The following is a 17,601-nucleotide window of genomic DNA, read 5'->3' as shown; positions in this document are numbered from 1 at the left end:
TTTAAAAAACCCTTGAAACATAGTTCTTCATACCTGCTTCAATTTCATTTCTCCAGTCTTGTTCTGTAAAACTATCCGCTGATTTCCCGTATCCATTTCTTTCCAGCGCATCGATGTTCCATTCCTGTTCGAAATGAGAAGACAAACACAGCATGTAAACCTGATTAATTATACCATGATAGATTGTTCCGTTTCCACCGTGACAGATCATTAACCCAGATCTTTTAAGCAGTTGTGCTAAATTTACAAAATCTCTGGAAACAACATGAGCAGCTGACAACACTTTCGTTGTATCACCCGTAGCCACAATGGTATATTTAGCATAATAGGAATCATTTAAAAACCCAAGTTTTGTCCAATCTCCGGTACTGCCTAATGAAATACAAATGACTTTCTTGTTGGAAGGAATATCGGTGAGCCAGGAGCTGTTTTCCTCCTGGTATTGGTAGACAAGGGGACCAACAAATTGAAAGGAAGAAGGTAGGTTTTTCTGTGGAAAGAGCTTTGGCAAATCACAAATCAGACCGACATCGCCTTCAATCTCACAAAGATAATTGGGCAACGGAAGAAGCCCATATTTTAACCGCAGTAAATTGAAGGGCTGCTGAATTTTCTTAAATGATATATTTTCACCAATGTTAGTCAACCATACCACCAGCAGAGGGGGTAAACCGTTTAGTAACTTATAGGTAAAATGGGTTTTTGATATTTTTCTGTTTAGGGCATAGTACCTGGTCATATAGCCATTTAATAAGGAAACATATTGAATTCCGGTGATCTCAGCGGCCATTTTTAATGTGGGGGCAACATCACCAATAACCAGGTCAGCATTTAATTTCTTAATTGCGGCAACCTGGGCAAGCATAATTTTCTCAAGTACCGGTTTATTTAACCAGGAAAAGTCAAATTCCTTTGCACATCCCATGACATGCTTAACATCAAATTGCAGACAGTCAAAAGTTTTATAACCATGCTTTAAAACAAAATGATCATAAGAAACAGAACTCAAGAAGTAAATTGAATATTCGGCTTTATTATAGGTATCAGCCAGAACCAGGCATCTTAAGTAATGAGATAACAGGTTAAACGGAAAAAATAGAAGTATTTTTTTTGCTGCCATAAATTCTGCAATTTACAGAAATGAATATAGCAATTTTCGGACTACCAGGTAGCGGAAAAACATACTTCGCTTCACAGTTTGCTTTAAAAATCAAGGCCTTGCATATTAGCAGTGATGCTGTTCGAAAGGACTTGCTGCAAATGGGCCATTATGAAGAGCAGGCTAAATCATCTGTTTACCAGGCTATGTTACAACTAATGGAAGACGCGAATAAGTACCAACAAAATGTAGTATTGGATGCAACCTTCAATAAGAGACATATACGTAACCTGTTTATAGAGAAAGCCAGGGAGCTTCATCACCAACTTTATTTTATAGAAATTAAAGCGGATGAATCGGTGATCCGTGAAAGATTGCGTCATAAAAGACCAGACAGTGAAGCTGATTTTGATGTCTATTTAAAAATAAAAGAAGAATTCGAACAACTAGACGAAGATCATCTGATGTTGCATTCGGATCAGGAATCTATTGATGAAATGCTAAATAGGGCAGTGGTTTATATTAAAAATCTTCAAGATGAAACAGCAGGATATTGATCAGCTCATGAATTGCAAAGAATTACAAGAAGGTAATAGCAAACTTTCTTTAATTCAAACTCATATTTCATGGGTGATATTGACAGAAAAACATGCCTACAAAATAAAAAAACCGGTTGACTTTAAATTTCTTGATTTCTCTACCCTTGAAAAAAGAAAACACTTTTGTAAGAGGGAAGTTGAATTGAATAAACGACTGGCGGGCGACATGTATCTACGATCTATTCCTATTTATAAAAAAAATGATAAGTATTCTTTTATCAACCAGGAGGGAGAAATAGTTGACTATGCGGTACTCATGACCAGAATGGATACCTCCAGGGAAATGGATAAACTGCTCCTAAATAATCAGGTAACAGACAGAGAAATAGAAAAGCTGGCAAAAAAGATAGCTGAATTTCATCAGGAATCAACCATAATTAAAAAAGCCATAGATATCGATGCGATCAAAAGCAGGTTCAATGACATTGAAAATGTGTTGAAATTAATTATTTCTCCCCTTGCTGAAACTTTTCACCATGTTATTAATGATGCCATTGAAATATCAAATCTTTTTCTCGAAAAGCATCACTTGTACATCCAAGAGAGAGCTGTAAATGGCTTTGTGAGGGATGTACATGGTGACCTGCATATGGGGAATATATTTTTGTATGATGAGCCGGTCATCTTTGATTGCATAGAGTTCAATGATCAACTTAGAGAAATGGACATCCTGGATGAGATTGCTTTTCTAGGCATGGACCTGGATGCCTATGGCAGAAATGACCTGAGTGAACACTTCCATAAATTTTATCACCAGTATTCCGGAAATAAGGAAAGTATAGAAACGGCTTTAATATTTAAGTATTTTAAATATTATCGTGCCAATATCAGGGCCAAGGTTTACCTGCTTAATGCATTGGAAATGAGTGATCCGATGTTGTATGAGGAAAAAATCAAATCAGCAGAACGTTATATAAATTTAATCAAACAATATTCCTTTGAATTTTAAGTTATTACAATGGATTTCTACACTTCATGACGTCACAAAATTAAAAGTTAAAATAAAAATGACATTTTTACAAGATTCGTGTACGTACACGAAAACAAATATTATATTTGGGTTCGTTTAGTGATTGAATAATCATAACTCAGTTTTACTATGCTTAAAATATTTAACGGAAAAATCATTACGCCCTACCGCACTATAGAAAATGGAACTATTTTAGTTGACGGGGGAAAAATACTGGAAGTAGCCCATGGCGATATTGATGCTCCGCATGCCAAGACAATTGATGCCAAAGGACAATATATTTCACCTGGTTTTATGGATATTCATGTCCATGGCGGTGGCGGATATGATTTTATGGATAATTCTGTAGAAGCTTTCTTAAAAATCGCTGAAACACATGCTAAGTATGGTACCACTTCCATGTTGCCGACTACTTTAACTTCTGAGAAAGAAGTGCTTTTTAAAACTCTTGAATGTTATGAAGAAGCAAACAAAATAAATCATAAAGGTGCGCAGTTTTTAGGAATACATTTAGAGGGGCCTTATTTTGCATTGAGTCAAAGGGGGGCACAGGATCCGCGTTATATCCGTAACCCTGATCCTGTAGAGTACGAAGATATTTTGTCAAGGACCTCGGCCATAAAGCGTTGGAGTGCTGCACCTGAACTAAAGGGTGCCTTACTATTCTCCAGACGCTTACGTGAAAAAGGAATTCTGGTAGCCCTTGCGCACACCGATGCGATATATGAGGAAGTACTGGAAGGCTATGAAAATGGCTATACATTAGCAACCCATCTTTATTCAGCGATGTCAGGGGTCACCAGAAAAAATGCATTCCGTTACGCCGGAGCTGTAGAAGCTGCTTTTATCATCGATAAAATGGATGTTGAAATTATTGCTGATGGAATACATCTGCCTGAGCCTTTATTGAAATTGGTTTATAAAATTAAAGGTCCGGGAAGGACCGCATTAGTTACTGATGCCATGCGTGCAGCGGGTATGCCACCCGGGGATAGTATTCTTGGAAACAGAGAGAGTGGTTTAAAGGTAATTGTAGAAGATGGAGTTGCAAAATTACCGGACAGATCTGCCTTTGCAGGAAGTGTAGCAACCGCTGATCGTTTGATTCGTACCATGATTGACATGGCAGGGGTTCCACTGATGGAGGCTGTGGAGATGATGAGCAGTACGCCTGCACGTATTATGGGGCTTACAGATACAAAGGGCTCACTGGTGGCAGGGAAAGATGCTGATATTTTAATTTTTGATAATCAAATCAATATTAAGACCACCATAGTGAAAGGAGAAATAATTTATACCGCACCTGAAAATCAATAAAAAGCAATAAGTGTTTAAATAATATTGACCGTAATAAGAAATTAAAATGATTAAAGAAGTTGAACAATTGAAGGTCGTGACCGCTGAAACCCGGGCAGAAATGGGAGCGCTTGCTGCAGCTGCTGTGGAAGCAAAAATTAATGAATTGCTGCAGTCGCAGGAATCTGTCAATATGATCTTTGCCGCGGCACCATCTCAAAATGAGTTCCTGGCTGCACTAATTGAAAAACAAATTGATTGGTCAAAGATCAATGCTTTTCATATGGATGAGTATATTGGCTTGCCAGCAGACGCACCGCAAGGTTTTGGTAATTTTTTACGTCATAAATTATTTGGTAAAGTTCCCTTTAATGAAGTTCACTATTTAAACGGAAATGCTTCAGACCTGGAAACCGAGTGTAAACGTTATGAGATGCTGTTAAAAAAATATCCATGCGATATTGTATGTCTGGGAATTGGTGAAAACACCCACCTTGCATTTAATGATCCCCATGTTGCTGATTTTGAAGACAGTACTTTGGTAAAAGTGGTCACCTTAGATGAGCAATGCCGTAATCAGCAGGTAAATGATGGATGTTTTATAGAAGTTAGTGAAGTACCAACGCATGCCTTGACATTAACTATACCTGCATTATTTAAAAGTAAATATGCATATTGCATGGTGCCAGGGGAGAAAAAAGCGCAGGCGGTGTATTATACAATAATTAGCGAAATTTCAGAAAAGTATCCTTCTACTATATTAAAGAAACACCAGGAGGCAATTCTTTACCTGGACAAAGACAGTAGCAGGTTGCTGGGAAAAACAAATAATAACTAATGAAGCATTCAGCCTGCGGCTTAAATAGCGAAGCATAACAGCTAATGATCATTTCATTATTAAAGAAAAAGATAAACGAATGAAACCTATAGATAAGGAACTGGTTGGTGTGAAAGAGATTGCAAAAAGAGCAAATGTATCTATTGCAACAGTAGACCGGGTTATTCATAACCGCACGGGAGTGTCTGTAAAAACGAAAGATAAGATACTGGCGATTATAAAAGAACTTGATTACCAGCCAAACTTATTGGCAAGAAGCCTGGCTACGCGAAAAGTTTTTCACTTCGCTATATTGATACCAGAAGTATCTGAGGAAACAACTTATTGGGTTGCACCCTTAAATGGTATCTTAGAAGCAGAAGCGGAGATCAAACGTTATGGAATTAGTGTCGAAAAGTATTTCTTTGATCAAAACGATAAAGCAACCTTTGTCAGTCAGGCGAAAGCCATCCTTAAAAAGGAAGTCGACGGCGTTTTGTTGGCCCCTATGTTTATCGAAGAGGCTACAAACTTTACGACAATCTGCGAAGAGCGTAACATACCTTATGTATTTATAAACTCTGATGTTCCAAACCGGAAAAGCTTATGTTATATTGGGCCGAATTTATTTCATAGCGGATATACGGGTGCACATTTAATGAATTATGTCCTTAAAAAAGACGCAAAAATCCTTCTTGTCAATATTTCAAAAGAGATAGACAATCATCACCATTTATTAAGGAAAGAAGAGGGCTTCCGGGCTTACTTTAAAGACAACGATTCAGGTATTGATATTGTCAAAATTGATATCAGACAAACTGATTACCTCTCCATAAAAAAGAATCTACTGACAGCTTTCAAAGATCACCCGAATATTGATGCTGTATTTGTTACCAATTCAAGGGTGATGGCTGTGGCTCGTTATCTGGAAGAAACCGACAATACTAAAATATTACTGGTGGGTTACGACTTTTTAGAGAAAAATATTGAGTATTTAAAAAAGGACATCATAGATTTCTTGATCTGCCAAAAACCACAAGAACAAGCATACAAAGGACTAATGAGTTTACATCGTAAATTAGTGTTATCAATGAATGTGGAAAAAACACAATTTATGCCGATTGACATTATTACCCGTGAAAATTCTGAATTTTATAAGAACTAGTGTTTCATATAAAAACACTAGAAAATTTGCACTAAGGTATATTTTATAGGTTTTTTAAATAAAACATATATTGTATCATTAATATTTCAAAAGTAAGTTGATAAAATTGGTAAAAAGTATTTTTATTTTTTATCTTCGGTAACGTACACGTAACTAATCAATATGAACGGATTCATCTCGAGAAGGAAATTTATCACCAGCGGAACTATAGCTTTATCAAGTTTAGCCATGGTGGATATGCCCGCTTTTGCAAGTCGTATTTCAAAACAGAACAGGGTAAGGGTGGCATTAATTGGTGTCGGACAGCGAGGTTTAGGACTGGCTAATTTGTTAAAAAATACGGCTGGTACAGAGTTAATTGCCTGTTGCGACATTGTAGATAAGAATCTGCAAAACGGCATAGCTGTGGCTGCGCCTAAGGCAAAAGCCTATAAAGACTACCATAGCCTGCTTAAAAATAAAGATATTGATGCAGTGATTATTGCCACACCACTTTATTTACATTATCAGATGGTAATGGACGCCTTAAGTGCAGGAAAGCATGTGTATGTAGAGAAAACTATGACTTATGACATTCCCCAGGCGGTGGCGCTGGTAAACCGGATGAAGACCAGCAAACTGGTATTACAGGTTGGGCATCAATACCGTTATTATGCCATGTACCACAAAATCAAGGAGATGATCTCCAATAACTGGTTAGGAACAATTACAGCAATTGAGTCTCAATATAACAGAAATTCAGATTGGCGTCGGCCTGTCCCTGATGCGCAACTTGAACGCCAGGTTAACTGGAGGATGTACAAAGAATATTCGGGGGGCTTACTGGCCGAACTATGTGCTCATCAAATTGATGTGGTGAATTGGATGCTTGATGATCATCCGATTAAGGTTACCGGCTTAGGCGGGATAAACTATTGGAAGGACGGGCGTGAAACCAATGATCATATTCACACCATCTATGAATACCAGAAGGGCATTAAATCGAATGTTACCTCTATACTCTCCAACGAGCATAACGGTTATGCGATGCGCATTTTAGGTACTAAGGCATCCATAGTGATTGAACGGGAAAAAGCATTCATTTATCCTGAGCAAACCAAGAAAAACTACGGAACAGTTGATGGTGTTACCGGAGCCACGATTGAATCTATCAAAAAAGGACAAGGTATTCCCGTTGAATACATTTCCCAGGATGGAATGAACCTGGACCCAACGGCTTACGCCTTGCTGGATTTCGCTGATTGCATCAGAAATAATAAAAAACCATTTTCGAATGTAGAAACAGGACGAGACGCGGCAATTGCCGTTCACATGGGAAATCAAACTATTGACACGGGAAATGTTCAATTTTGGAAGCCCGAATATTCAATTTAAGATCTTCTTAGAAATAGTATATATTAACCTAAACCATTTATAACTAAATAGACCAATATGAAGGATAATTATAACCGACGTCGTTTTATAAAACTTGCTGCAATAACCGGAGCCGGATTGACGTTTTCAGGAAGTTTAAATCCACTTTTTGCACAAAGTAAAATGAAAGGCAAAAGAGTAGGAATTATAGGACTAGATACATCACATGCAGTTGCTTTTACAAAAACATTGAATGCCACAGATGCGCTGCCGGAGTATAAAGGATATAAAGTGGTGGCCGCCTACCCTAAAGGAAGCAATGACATTAAATCAAGCGTAGATAGAATTCCGGGTTACATTGAAGAAGTGAAAAAAATGGGCGTAGAGATCGTGAGCTCAATCAATGATTTATTAAAAAAGGTTGATTTTGTGTTGCTGGAAACGAATGATGGCCGCCTTCACCTTGAACAAGCATTACCTGTTTTAAAAGCAGGCAAAAGAATGTTTATAGACAAGCCAATAGCGGCATCTGTTGCTGATGCAAAAGCTATTTTCGATGCCTCTAAAAAATACAATACACCCGTATTCTCTTCATCGTCCCTGCGATATATAGATGGCATAGATGATATTAACCAAGGAAAGATCGGCAAAGTATTAGGTGCTCATACATATAGCCCTGCTGCTTTTGAAAAGACCCATCCTGATTTTTTCTGGTACGGTATCCATGGTGTTGAAATTCTATTTACATTAATGGGAACAGGTTGTAAAAGTGTAACTCGTGTACACACACCTGATGTGGATGAGGTAGTTGGAATTTGGGATGATAACCGTATTGGAACTTTCCGTGGCACTCGTAATGGAAAAAGCGAGTATGGAGCTACCGTATTCGGAGAAAAAGCGACGGTTAACCTGGGTAAGTTCAAGGGTTATAATCCATTATTGATACAAATCATCAATTTTTTTGAATCTGGAACAGTGCCAGTCAGACCTGAAGAAACCCTTGAAATTTGTGCTTTTATGGAAGCAGCAGATGCAAGTAAGGCAAGAGATGGTAAGCCTGTACTGTTATCAGAATTTATTAAAAAAGGTTAAAATATTAAGACAGGATCAATCTGAAAATTATGAAAGAAACAGAAAACACCCGCAGGAATTTTATAAAACATGCAGTTACTGGTGCCGCTGCGCTCTCTTTTGGAGGTATTCTCCCAGGCTTTAGCGCGAAAAGTTATGCAAGTATTATCGGGTCAAATGATAGAATTAAAGTAGCGATGATGGGCGTAAATGCCAGGGGACTGGCATTGGCGACCAACTTTTCGCTTCAGCCAAACTGTGAAATCACCTATGTATGTGATGTCGACAGTCGCGCTGCAGAAAAATGTATAGCAAAAGTTGCTACAACGCAAAAAAAGCGTCCGAAAGCACAACCGGACTTCAGAAAAGCCCTTGAATATAAAGATGTAGACGCCATGGTCGTGGCGGCACCAGATCATTGGCATGCTCCGGCGGCAATTCTGGCTTCACAAGCAGGAAAACATGTTTATTTAGAGAAACCTGCCAGTCACAATCCTAATGAAGGTGAGATTCTGGTGGCAGCTGTAGGGAAATATAAAAATGTAATCCAAATGGGTAACCAGCGCCGTTCATGGCCAAATATAGTTGCAGCTATTAAAGAACTACATAATGGAGTGATCGGCCGCCCTTATTTCGCAAAAACCTGGTATTCAAATAACCGCCCTTCTATTGGCATCGGTAAAACGGCAGCAGTTCCGGATTATCTGAACTTTGACTTATGGCAAGGACCTGCGCCAAGACAAGCGTTCAAGGACAACCTTATTCACTATAACTGGCATTGGTTTTGGAACTGGGGTACTGGTGAAGCTTTAAATAACGGTACACATATGGTGGATATTGCCAGATGGGGGCTACAAGTTGATTATCCGACCAAAGTTTCATCAGCAGGTGGTAGATATCGTTACAATGACGACTGGGAAACACCAGATACACAAGTCATCAATATGGAATTTGGTAAAAAAGGAGCGATCAGCTGGGAAGGCAGAAGCTGTAATGGACGTACAGTTGAAGGTGCTACCGTAGGTGTTATATTCTATGGTGAAAATGGAACATTGCAAATAGATGGAAATAACGCCTACGTTATCCATGATTTGAACAACAAACTGGTAAAGTCAGTAAAAAATGATGTTGTTGTAGATGCAACCAGTCTTACTAATCCATCACAAGTACTCGATGGCTACCACATTCAAAACTTCTTCAACGCCATCCGTAAAGGTGAGAATCTTAATGCAGATATCTTAAGTGGACATCAAAGCACTTTGCTGGTACAATTGGGAAACATCGCTCAACGAAGCGGCAGCACCCTTGATATTGATGCGAGTAATGGTCACATCTTAAATAACAAAGAAGCATTAAAATTCTGGAGCAGAGAATATCAGCCAGGATGGGAACCTAAAGTTTAAGCTAATCATTAAGGCCGTATCATAAATCACATTTAATTTATGATACGGCCTCTTTCAACATTTTACCGAGCCTGGGAATGTTAGAACCACAATTAAAAACTGTAACAACTCCCGGGAAATAAGCTGATGATAGCTTGCTGCTCATCGCTTCATCACCTTTGAATAACCAAAATATACTAATGAAACCATCATAAGCTTGCAGCTTACAAAAAAGCAATCAATAAGCTTAGAATAGCTTCATTACCGTTGAAAAACAAACTAAATTCCAATGAAAAACAAAGTTTCTTCAATAAGTGTCAGTTCCTTAAGTAAACGGGAAACCACCTTATCAATCCTCATTATTGGATTGTTATTTTTTATATTCGGCTTTGTCAGCTGGGTGAACGCGATATTAATTCCCTATTTCAAAATCGCCTGCGAGCTTACCAATTTCCAATCTTACCTGGTGGCTTTCGCATTTTACATATCTTATTTTGTGATGTCTGTTCCATCTTCCTACCTTTTAAAATCGGTGGGATTTAAAAAGGGGATGATGGTAGGTTTCTGGACAATGGCTATTGGGGCTTTTATTTTCGTACCGGCTGCTTATCTTCGTACCTATGAAATCTTCCTGGTGGGGCTATTCACATTAGGAGCAGGTTTAGCCATATTACAAACAGCAGCGAACCCTTATATAACCGTATTGGGGCCGAAAGAACGTGCTGCCCAGCGCATTAGCATCATGGGAATCTGCAACAAAGCTGCTGGTATTTTAGCGCCTTTATTATTTGCAGCTGTGATTTTAAGAAGTACGGACAGCGAATTATTTAAGCAAATTCCATTTATGGGTGAGGCGGAAAAAAACCTGGTTCTGGATGAGTTGATCCGCAGGGTGATCTTACCTTACACTTGTGTGGGTATCATACTTCTCGGACTGGGCTTATTTGTTAGATTTTCTCCTTTACCTGAAATCGATACAGAACATGAAACAGGTACTGTTGCTGTTGCAAACTCTAATAAAACCAGTATATTTCAATTCCCACACCTTATTTTAGGAGCATTAGGCATCTTCCTGCATGTAGGCACACAAGTAATTGCAATTGATACCATAATCGGTTATGCCGGCTCCATGAATATCCAATTAATGGAGGCAAAAGTTTTTCCTTCTTATACTTTAGCGGCAACCATCATAGGCTACATTTTAGGGATCATCAGTATACCCAAATTTATCAGCCAGGTGAATGCTTTGCGTTTATGTACCGTGCTGGGTGTTATTTTCACCCTGTTAATTATTTTCGCTAAAGGCCCAATTACCATACTGGGTACTACTGCTGATGTTTCTATTTGGTTTATTGTATTACTTGGATTTGCAAATTCAATGGTCTGGGCTGGAATCTGGCCCTTGGCTTTAGATGGGTTGGGCCGCTTTACAAAAATCGGAGCTTCAATCATGATCATGGGTCTTTGCGGAAATGCGATTTTGCCTTTGTTTTATGGCCACTTTGCTGATGTATATGATGTAAGACAAGCTTACTGGGTATTGTTTCCATGTTATTTATATTTAGTGTTTTATGCTTTCTCGGGACATAAAATAAGAAGCTGGGCGATGAATAAAAGTAAAGTAGTAGGTGCAGGCGCAGGCGTATGTGTGCTTTTATTAGCAGGATGTTCCGCAAAAAGTAATAAAGAAGCTAATGAATACCCTGTAAAATTAATCACGGTAGATCCGGGACACTTTCATGCAGCATTGGTCCAAAAATCGATGTACGATGACGTTAACCCGGTAGTCAGTGTTTACGCACCGGAAGGTTTAGAACTGAATGCCTACCTCAAACTTATCGATAAATACAATACCCAGGCAGAAAACCCCACAAATTGGGAGCAATCTGTCTATAAAGGAGATGATTACTTCGAAAAAATGCTGGAACAAAAGGCTGGAAATGTGGTGGTTCTTGCCGGTAACAACAAGAAAAAAACTGCTTACATTAAAAAATCAGTAGAAGCAGGTTTGAATGTTTTATCTGATAAACCTATGGCTATCGATGCCCAGGGTTTTGAAGTACTGCTTGATGCTTTTACTGCTGCGAAAAAGAACAAGGTGTTATTGTATGATATCATGACCGAGCGTTATGAAATCACCAGCATCCTCCAAAAAGAATTGTCGCAACAGAAAGAACTGTTTGGCGAACTCGAAAAAGGAACGCTGGAAAATCCCGCAGTGACAAAAGAAAGTGTACACCATTTTTCTAAATTTGTTTCCGGATCTCCGTTAATCAGACCAACATGGTATTATGATGTGGAGCAGGAAGGTCATGGACTAGTGGATGTAACCACACATTTGGTAGACCTGATTCAATGGGAATGTTTTCCTGATGTTACCCTGGATTATAAGAAGGACATTCAAATGATTGCGGCTAAACGCTGGACGACTGCCATAACGCCATCACAATTTAAGATTTCCACTAAAAGCGATACCTACCCTGAATTCCTTAAAAAGGATGTAAAGGATACCGTATTAAATGTATTTTCTAATGGCGAGATGAACTACACTATCAAAGGCGTACACGCTAAAGTATCTGTGATCTGGAATTTCCAGGCACCAACTGGTACCGGCGATACCCATTACTCAATTATGAGAGGGACCAAGGCCAATATCATTATTAAACAAGGTAAAGAACAGGGGTATAAACCGACGTTATATGTGGAGCCGCTTACCAAAAATGGTGATGAGGAAAGTTTAAAAGCCACGATTAAAGCTTTTCAGGTAAACTATCCGGAGTTGAGTTATAAAAAAGTCAAAAACGGATGGGAAATTATCATTCCTGAAAGTTTAAAGCAAGGACATGAAGCTCATTTCGCGGAGGTCACTAAAAAATACCTTAGATTTTTAAAAGAAGGAAATATGCCTGAATGGGAAGTACCAAATATGATTGCTAAATATTATACAACCACACAAGCTTTACAAAAAGCATTAGGAAATAAATAGTTTGGTTAATGTCCCGGGTATAAATATTGGGATCGGTATCGATACCTGGATTAAACGCTTTTAAAGAAATTTAAAGGCGTTTTTTTATGATAGAGGTACCATGATTGATGGCCATTAGTCTAATTGTTAAGCAGATAGTCAAACAATTAATTACCACATACGTTGCTTTATAACTAAAACTTTTAAAACAGAGAATTATGAAAGCAGCAGTATTCCACAAACCAGGGGATATCAGTTATACCACCGTAGCAGATCCCCGTATTGAATTGGCTACGGATGTTATTTTAAGAGTAACTTCCACAGCAATCTGCGGATCCGATCTTCACATTCTTAGCGGGGCCGTTCCTCAAACCACCGATATGGTGATGGGCCATGAATTTATGGGCATTGTAGAGGAAGTAGGCAAGGAGGTTAAGAACCTTAAAAAGGGTGACCGAGTCATAGTGCCTTTTCCAATTGCATGTGGTCACTGCTTTTTCTGCAGCCATGGTGCTTCTCCAGCCTGTGAGAACTCCAATTATAAACATTATGGCCCTAATGGTGATTTGATGGATCAAAAAGGAGCTGCCTTGTTCGGGTATACCGATCTCTATGGAGGTTATGCTGGAGGGCAGGCAGAGTATGTCCGGGTTCCTTATGCTGATGTAAGCCCCAGAATCATCCCGGATAACATTACTGATGAACAGGCTTTGTTTTTAACAGACATCTTCCCTACAGGATGGTCAGGTGTTGATTGGGCACAACTTAAAGGGGGTGAGGTCGTGGCAATTTTTGGTTCAGGGCCGGTTGGGCTCATGGCACAAAAGGCGGCCTGGTTAAATGGTGCCGGCAGGGTCATTGCCATAGATCCATTAAATTACAGACTTGAAAAAGCTAAAGCCGTAAATAATGTAGATACCCTTAATCCACATAAAGTTAAGGTTGTGGAGGCCATCCGGGAAATGACACAAGGCAGGGGTGCTGATGTTTGCATTGATGCGGTGGGCTTTGAACCGGAACGTAACCTGATGGATAGAATCAAATCTACCATCAACTTTGAAAAAGGGAGCACAAAGGTGCTGGAAATGTGTTTTGAGGCCGTTCGACGAAATGGCACAGTATCTATTCTTGGCGTATACGGCAGCCCATCAGACAATTTCCCGCTGTTCAGGATCTTTGATAAGGGACTGACGATTAAACAAGGACAAGCCCCAGTGCTTAATTATATCGACAAACTAATTGAATTGGTCAAAGAGGAAAAAGTGGTATTAGACGATATCATCACACATACCTTACCGTTAAGTGAAGTTTCGCATGCTTATAAGATCTTCGATGAAAAACAGGATAATTGTGTTAAAGTGGTATTGAAGCCTTAATAGTAACCATAAGGCGGGTTAGCGGCATAGATCCCGGACCTGTTCCGGGATCTATGCTTTGCAGATTTTGAAGCGTTGAACTGACTGATCTTATCGGCCTGAAAGCGCTTTTATTCGATTTTCAGCATTCTTATTTTTAGGATTCAGACTTAAAGACTTTTTATAACTGACAAGCGCCGATTCAGTATCACCCATCATTTCCTGGATTTCTCCCAGGCTATCATAAGTATTTGCGCTTTGAGATAGTGAAACATTTAGTTTGAAGATTGACAATGCTTTACCAATTTCTTTCTGATTTAAAAGTTGATATCCCCAGGCATTAAGGTCATCCTCCTTTAAACTAAAAGCAGGATCTTTTTTCTTTAAATTTGAAGCTGCTGTCACCGCTTTATTAAATCCCTGTTTCAACAATTCAGCGCGTAGTTTTTTAACAGCAGGAGCCAAGCCAAAGCCATTAGCCGCATGCATCTCCGGAATATAATAACCTGCCACCTCATCCGTAAAACCTTCAGGACTACCGCCCATCATATTGGTAAGTATAATGATGGAAAGATCATCTTTCGTGTAAACAAACAAAGCAGACCTGCCGCCACCCACCGGTGCTACAGCGGGATGCTCTTCCCTGGTAAACGGTTGGCCATCCCAGGGCATAACCATTGGTCAGTTGATTGAACCCGCCAATTTTTCCGTTATTCAATATAGCGGGATCCCATAAAGTGGCTATGCTGGATTTTTGCTGTAACAATTGGCCATTTTGAAGGGCAATGATCCAGTTTGCCATTTCTTTAGCCGTCGACATGATTCCGGCTGCAGTTCTGTAAAAAACAGGGAAACGCATGTAAGCAATACCTGGTTGCTCATTTTTTATCCATTGACCATTGACCACTTTAAATAGGGTGTAAGCACCTGCAGAATTTTGAACGACATCATAGGAATCAGCAAACCGGGTTAGTTAGGCTATGATCAGCTGATAATGTATCTAGGGTGGATCTACCATGGATGTACGTTGTATCTACCTTTTACTGTGAAAACGTAGATCTACTGTAGATGCCTGGCTCATCTAATCTCCTTCCATTATCATTGGTATATAATTTGTTTATTAATGGTAATGAAGCGGTAAGTTGATGATGCTTTGATTATAGAAATGATAAATCTTTTTGATTTTTATTGTTAAATTTAATTAATGCTTGTCAACCGGTCCAACTTCTTACCAAATTTAAATTATTATGCCTGAAGGTCCTTTTATGTTTTATCTAAAAGAAAAGGTTCAGCCTTTTGTAGGGAATAAAGTTCTTGAAGCAACGGGCGAATCAAAAAAGATGGATGTCAATCGTCTGGTTGATCAGCCTGTACTTGATTTTAAGACGCATGGAAAGGAATTTTTTATTTGTTTCCCCGACTTTGCCGTAAGAATTCACCTGATGTTATTGGGGTATTATAGAATTAACGAAAAGAAGGAAGACGGGAAGTTAAAGCTGGGAATGCGGTTTGAAAGTGGTGAGCTTAATTTTTACGCTTGCGAAAGCACCATCATTGAGGAAACATTAGATGAGGTGATTGATTGGACGACGGATATCATGAACCCGGATTGGAATCCGGAGCGCGCACTAGAAAAGGTGTTTCAAAAGCCCAAACTTATGGCTTGCGATGCGTTATTAGATCAGGATATCTTTTCTGGAGTCGGTAATAAGTTAAAAGATGAGATCTTATTTGAAACTCATGTGCATCCTGAGAGTATCATCGGTAAAATACCAGAAGCAAAGCTTAAGGAAATGATTGAGGTGGCAGTTATTAAAGGTTTTGAGCACCTGGAATGGGAGCGGAGCGACAGGACTGAAGGTGGAATGAAAATACATTACCAGAAGGCTTGCCCAAGAGATCATACGCCTATACACCTCCGCACTTTGGGAAAAACAAAGAGGACAGCCTATTTTTGTGAAAAGTGCCAGGAACTCTATGCTTGAAAGTATTCTTGAATCATAATCGCCCACTCACTCCGCGTAATCTTTAACGACATCCAGTTCCTGAATCTGCGATTTATAGGCAGCAGGCAGCAGTGCATTTTTAAATATCCCTTCTATTTTAAGAAACCGTGTTAATTTATAGGCACCTAACACGGGAAGCAGTAGTGGAACATTTCCCAGCGCAAGCAGCTTATTCACTTGTTTTGGCACCACCAACACTTGTACCTCTTTTAAAAGGAGATACCTTGGCCCCCCAAGATGTTTTTTGTATTGTCGATACAAATCAACCGTAAACTCACTTTTGATGAGGTCCTGTATTAAATGCGCGTCGCGCATCTGTTTCCAGGCTTGATAAGTAAGGGGTAAGCCTTTAACGCCCATGCGGTGCCCTACACGATAAAAGACATTAAAAACCTCTGATTTTTCTTCTTCCTGGAGTTTCCGCTCCAGTACTTCAAATGACCGGATGGAGTAATCAATGAGCATAAACAATACATCTCGGTAAGCCCAGTCGGGTATTTTTGCACCACGATTATCTTCCACTGTTTGGTGTATGGCAGCGATTTTATCAATGGCATTCAGCGCCTCCTCATGTTCAGAGAAAACAATCCTTCGGGCATAAGACACGGTAGAGAACAATCTCCCAAGCGGATCTGCAGGGAGACGGCCGGTGAAATACAGCCAGTCTACCGCTTTATTCAACGCAAATTCAGCAGCCGCACCTGCAAAAATAAACAGGATGGTATCAGCCTTCCCCCAGATCTCTCTGACAATTGAATCTTTATTTACGAAAGAGGCCATATTTAACAGATTTTCAACGCTTTAACTCCCATGTATATACCAGATAATGTATATTAAATTCTGTTAACTATGAAATTTTTTATGTAAAATTTGCTCAAGATGTTTCATGTCGGGAGCTTCTATAGATCTGCTTGCCCTAGCAGACATAGAAAATATTGATATTTGAAGGATGCCTCTTCTACGGCTATATATGGGTCAAGAGCTGCAAATGGCGTAATTATCGTCACCACAAAGAAATCTAAATTAGGTCAATCAGGATTGAACTATAGTGGTTATGCCGCCATAGAAGAAGTGTCCAATACTTATGATATGCTTACTGGAGCAGAACTCTGACACTATTTGACGAAAAACAACAAAATGCTGAACCCTATTGATGACGATGGATCGTTGTCAAGTTTGAAGATGGGAAATACTTTAGAACAAACCCTTTATTCTAGACAGCGGAAAAAGATGCACCCCAAGCCAGATTGATCTTATATTCTTATACCTGAAACAACCGGTTGGTCACCTTCCTTGCAAATGGAATAATCATTAGTGCAGACAGGTATGCAATTGGAAACATGATCAGCCATGAACTAAAAAAACGCCTAACCCAATCTTCATGAATATAGCCGTTGTTTAATACCATTGCTATAAATGCCATTAATAAGGTCATTGGTGCGACCACAAAAAAAGTATTGATGTATTTAAAATAATTTATTTTCATGTTGGCGCAAATTTAGACATTCCGCTCTACTTTATAA

The 17,601-nt window shown here is 39.2% G+C and carries 17 protein-coding genes and 1 pseudogene; 13 read left to right on the top strand and 5 right to left on the bottom strand.

The window, feature by feature from the left end; genetic code table 11:
• Nucleotide 1: 1 nt before the first annotated feature.
• A complete protein-coding gene (locus WG905_RS06430; RefSeq protein WP_339590882.1) occupies nt 2-1,120 on the bottom strand; it encodes a glycosyltransferase in 1,119 nt (372 codons plus the stop codon).
• A gap of 20 nt (nt 1,121-1,140) precedes the next feature.
• On the opposite strand from WG905_RS06430, the gene WG905_RS06425 reads away from it, so the two are divergent.
• From WG905_RS06425 to WG905_RS06375, 11 genes and pseudogenes are all read left to right on the top strand, one after another.
• Nucleotides 1,141-1,656, top strand: a complete 516-nt coding sequence (locus tag WG905_RS06425) for a P-loop nucleotide/nucleoside kinase family protein (protein ID WP_339590881.1) — start codon at nt 1,141-1,143, stop codon at nt 1,654-1,656.
• Nucleotides 1,637-2,647, top strand: a complete 1,011-nt coding sequence (locus WG905_RS06420) for a hypothetical protein (protein WP_339590880.1) — start codon at nt 1,637-1,639, stop codon at nt 2,645-2,647. Before WG905_RS06425 ends, WG905_RS06420 begins: the two co-directional genes overlap by 20 nt.
• A 150-nt stretch (nt 2,648-2,797) precedes the next feature.
• A complete protein-coding gene (gene nagA / locus WG905_RS06415) occupies nt 2,798-3,985 on the top strand; it encodes an N-acetylglucosamine-6-phosphate deacetylase (RefSeq protein ID WP_339590879.1) in 1,188 nt (395 codons plus the stop codon).
• A 46-nt stretch (nt 3,986-4,031) separates the two neighbouring features.
• Entirely contained in the window at nt 4,032-4,802 is a 771-nt protein-coding gene (locus WG905_RS06410; protein ID WP_339590878.1) for a glucosamine-6-phosphate deaminase, read from the top strand.
• A 79-nt stretch (nt 4,803-4,881) separates the two neighbouring features.
• The gene (locus tag WG905_RS06405) at nt 4,882-5,946 is read left to right on the top strand and encodes a LacI family DNA-binding transcriptional regulator (protein WP_339590877.1); all 1,065 of its coding nucleotides are present in this window, start codon (nt 4,882-4,884) and stop codon (nt 5,944-5,946) included.
• Nucleotides 5,947-6,108: 162 nt separating this feature from the next.
• Nucleotides 6,109-7,320, top strand: coding sequence for a Gfo/Idh/MocA family protein (locus WG905_RS06400; protein ID WP_339590876.1), 1,212 nt, complete (start codon nt 6,109-6,111; stop codon nt 7,318-7,320).
• A 57-nt stretch (nt 7,321-7,377) separates the two neighbouring features.
• Entirely contained in the window at nt 7,378-8,391 is a 1,014-nt protein-coding gene (locus tag WG905_RS06395) for a Gfo/Idh/MocA family protein (RefSeq protein ID WP_339590875.1), read from the top strand.
• Between the two features lie 29 nt (nt 8,392-8,420).
• Nucleotides 8,421-9,773 (top strand): Gfo/Idh/MocA family protein, encoded by a 1,353-nt coding sequence (locus WG905_RS06390; RefSeq protein ID WP_339590874.1) that lies wholly within the window; start codon nt 8,421-8,423, stop codon nt 9,771-9,773.
• Nucleotides 9,774-10,041: 268 nt separating this feature from the next.
• A pseudogene (locus WG905_RS06385) lies at nt 10,042-11,358 on the top strand (sugar MFS transporter); the annotation flags it as partial.
• Nucleotides 11,359-12,738 carry a putative oxidoreductase C-terminal domain-containing protein gene (locus tag WG905_RS06380; protein ID WP_339591087.1) on the top strand — a complete coding sequence of 460 codons (1,380 nt, stop codon included), beginning with the start codon at nt 11,359-11,361 and terminating at the stop codon, nt 12,736-12,738. It abuts the pseudogene before it with no gap.
• Nucleotides 12,739-12,935: 197 nt separating this feature from the next.
• On the top strand, nt 12,936-14,093 hold the full coding sequence (locus WG905_RS06375) for a zinc-dependent alcohol dehydrogenase (protein ID WP_339590873.1): 1,158 nt from the start codon (nt 12,936-12,938) through the stop codon (nt 14,091-14,093).
• Between the two features lie 90 nt (nt 14,094-14,183).
• On the opposite strand, the gene WG905_RS06370 is transcribed toward WG905_RS06375, so the two are convergent.
• Together WG905_RS06370 and WG905_RS06365 are read right to left on the bottom strand one after the other, a co-directional pair.
• Nucleotides 14,184-14,750 carry a hypothetical protein gene (locus WG905_RS06370; protein ID WP_339590872.1) on the bottom strand — a complete coding sequence of 189 codons (567 nt, stop codon included), beginning with the start codon at nt 14,748-14,750 and terminating at the stop codon, nt 14,184-14,186.
• Nucleotides 14,647-14,979, bottom strand: coding sequence for a serine hydrolase family protein (locus WG905_RS06365; protein WP_339590871.1), 333 nt, complete (start codon nt 14,977-14,979; stop codon nt 14,647-14,649). Before WG905_RS06365 ends, WG905_RS06370 begins: the two co-directional genes overlap by 104 nt.
• A gap of 340 nt (nt 14,980-15,319) precedes the next feature.
• On the opposite strand from WG905_RS06365, the gene WG905_RS06360 reads away from it, so the two are divergent.
• The gene (locus WG905_RS06360; RefSeq protein ID WP_339590870.1) at nt 15,320-16,057 is read left to right on the top strand and encodes an endonuclease; all 738 of its coding nucleotides are present in this window, start codon (nt 15,320-15,322) and stop codon (nt 16,055-16,057) included.
• A gap of 27 nt (nt 16,058-16,084) precedes the next feature.
• On the opposite strand, the gene WG905_RS06355 is transcribed toward WG905_RS06360, so the two are convergent.
• The gene (locus WG905_RS06355) at nt 16,085-16,858 is read right to left on the bottom strand and encodes an oxygenase MpaB family protein (protein ID WP_339590869.1); all 774 of its coding nucleotides are present in this window, start codon (nt 16,856-16,858) and stop codon (nt 16,085-16,087) included.
• 162 nt (nt 16,859-17,020) lie between these two features.
• Here WG905_RS06355 and WG905_RS06350 point away from each other — a divergent pair, with 162 nt between their 5' ends.
• On the top strand, nt 17,021-17,191 hold the full coding sequence (locus WG905_RS06350; RefSeq protein ID WP_339590868.1) for a hypothetical protein: 171 nt from the start codon (nt 17,021-17,023) through the stop codon (nt 17,189-17,191).
• A 148-nt stretch (nt 17,192-17,339) separates the two neighbouring features.
• On the opposite strand, the gene WG905_RS06345 is transcribed toward WG905_RS06350, so the two are convergent.
• A complete protein-coding gene (locus tag WG905_RS06345) occupies nt 17,340-17,564 on the bottom strand; it encodes a DUF2798 domain-containing protein (RefSeq protein WP_339590867.1) in 225 nt (74 codons plus the stop codon).
• Between the last annotated feature and the right edge of the window lie 37 nt (nt 17,565-17,601).

The organism is Pedobacter immunditicola (assembly GCF_037482985.1).
Taxonomy (GTDB): domain Bacteria; phylum Bacteroidota; class Bacteroidia; order Sphingobacteriales; family Sphingobacteriaceae; genus Pedobacter; species Pedobacter immunditicola.
The sequence above is the reverse complement of the archived record's forward strand: the minus strand, read 5'-3'. Positions and strand labels throughout refer to the sequence as shown.

Bases quoted from the DNA above. Each gene is read 5' to 3' on its own strand.
- WG905_RS06430 (WP_339590882.1), bottom strand. From the start codon at position 1,120: ATGGCAGCAAAAAAAATACTTCTATTTTTTCCGTTTAACCTGTTATCT.
- WG905_RS06425 (WP_339590881.1), top strand. From the start codon at position 1,141: ATGAATATAGCAATTTTCGGACTACCAGGTAGCGGAAAAACATACTTC.
- WG905_RS06420 (WP_339590880.1), top strand. From the start codon at position 1,637: ATGAAACAGCAGGATATTGATCAGCTCATGAATTGCAAAGAATTACAA.
- nagA (WP_339590879.1), top strand. From the start codon at position 2,798: ATGCTTAAAATATTTAACGGAAAAATCATTACGCCCTACCGCACTATA.
- WG905_RS06410 (WP_339590878.1), top strand. From the start codon at position 4,032: ATGATTAAAGAAGTTGAACAATTGAAGGTCGTGACCGCTGAAACCCGG.
- WG905_RS06405 (WP_339590877.1), top strand. From the start codon at position 4,882: ATGAAACCTATAGATAAGGAACTGGTTGGTGTGAAAGAGATTGCAAAA.
- WG905_RS06400 (WP_339590876.1), top strand. From the start codon at position 6,109: ATGAACGGATTCATCTCGAGAAGGAAATTTATCACCAGCGGAACTATA.
- WG905_RS06395 (WP_339590875.1), top strand. From the start codon at position 7,378: ATGAAGGATAATTATAACCGACGTCGTTTTATAAAACTTGCTGCAATA.
- WG905_RS06390 (WP_339590874.1), top strand. From the start codon at position 8,421: ATGAAAGAAACAGAAAACACCCGCAGGAATTTTATAAAACATGCAGTT.
- WG905_RS06380 (WP_339591087.1), top strand. From the start codon at position 11,359: ATGAATAAAAGTAAAGTAGTAGGTGCAGGCGCAGGCGTATGTGTGCTT.
- WG905_RS06375 (WP_339590873.1), top strand. From the start codon at position 12,936: ATGAAAGCAGCAGTATTCCACAAACCAGGGGATATCAGTTATACCACC.
- WG905_RS06370 (WP_339590872.1), bottom strand. From the start codon at position 14,750: ATGGTTATGCCCTGGGATGGCCAACCGTTTACCAGGGAAGAGCATCCC.
- WG905_RS06360 (WP_339590870.1), top strand. From the start codon at position 15,320: ATGCCTGAAGGTCCTTTTATGTTTTATCTAAAAGAAAAGGTTCAGCCT.
- WG905_RS06355 (WP_339590869.1), bottom strand. From the start codon at position 16,858: ATGGCCTCTTTCGTAAATAAAGATTCAATTGTCAGAGAGATCTGGGGG.
- WG905_RS06345 (WP_339590867.1), bottom strand. From the start codon at position 17,564: ATGAAAATAAATTATTTTAAATACATCAATACTTTTTTTGTGGTCGCA.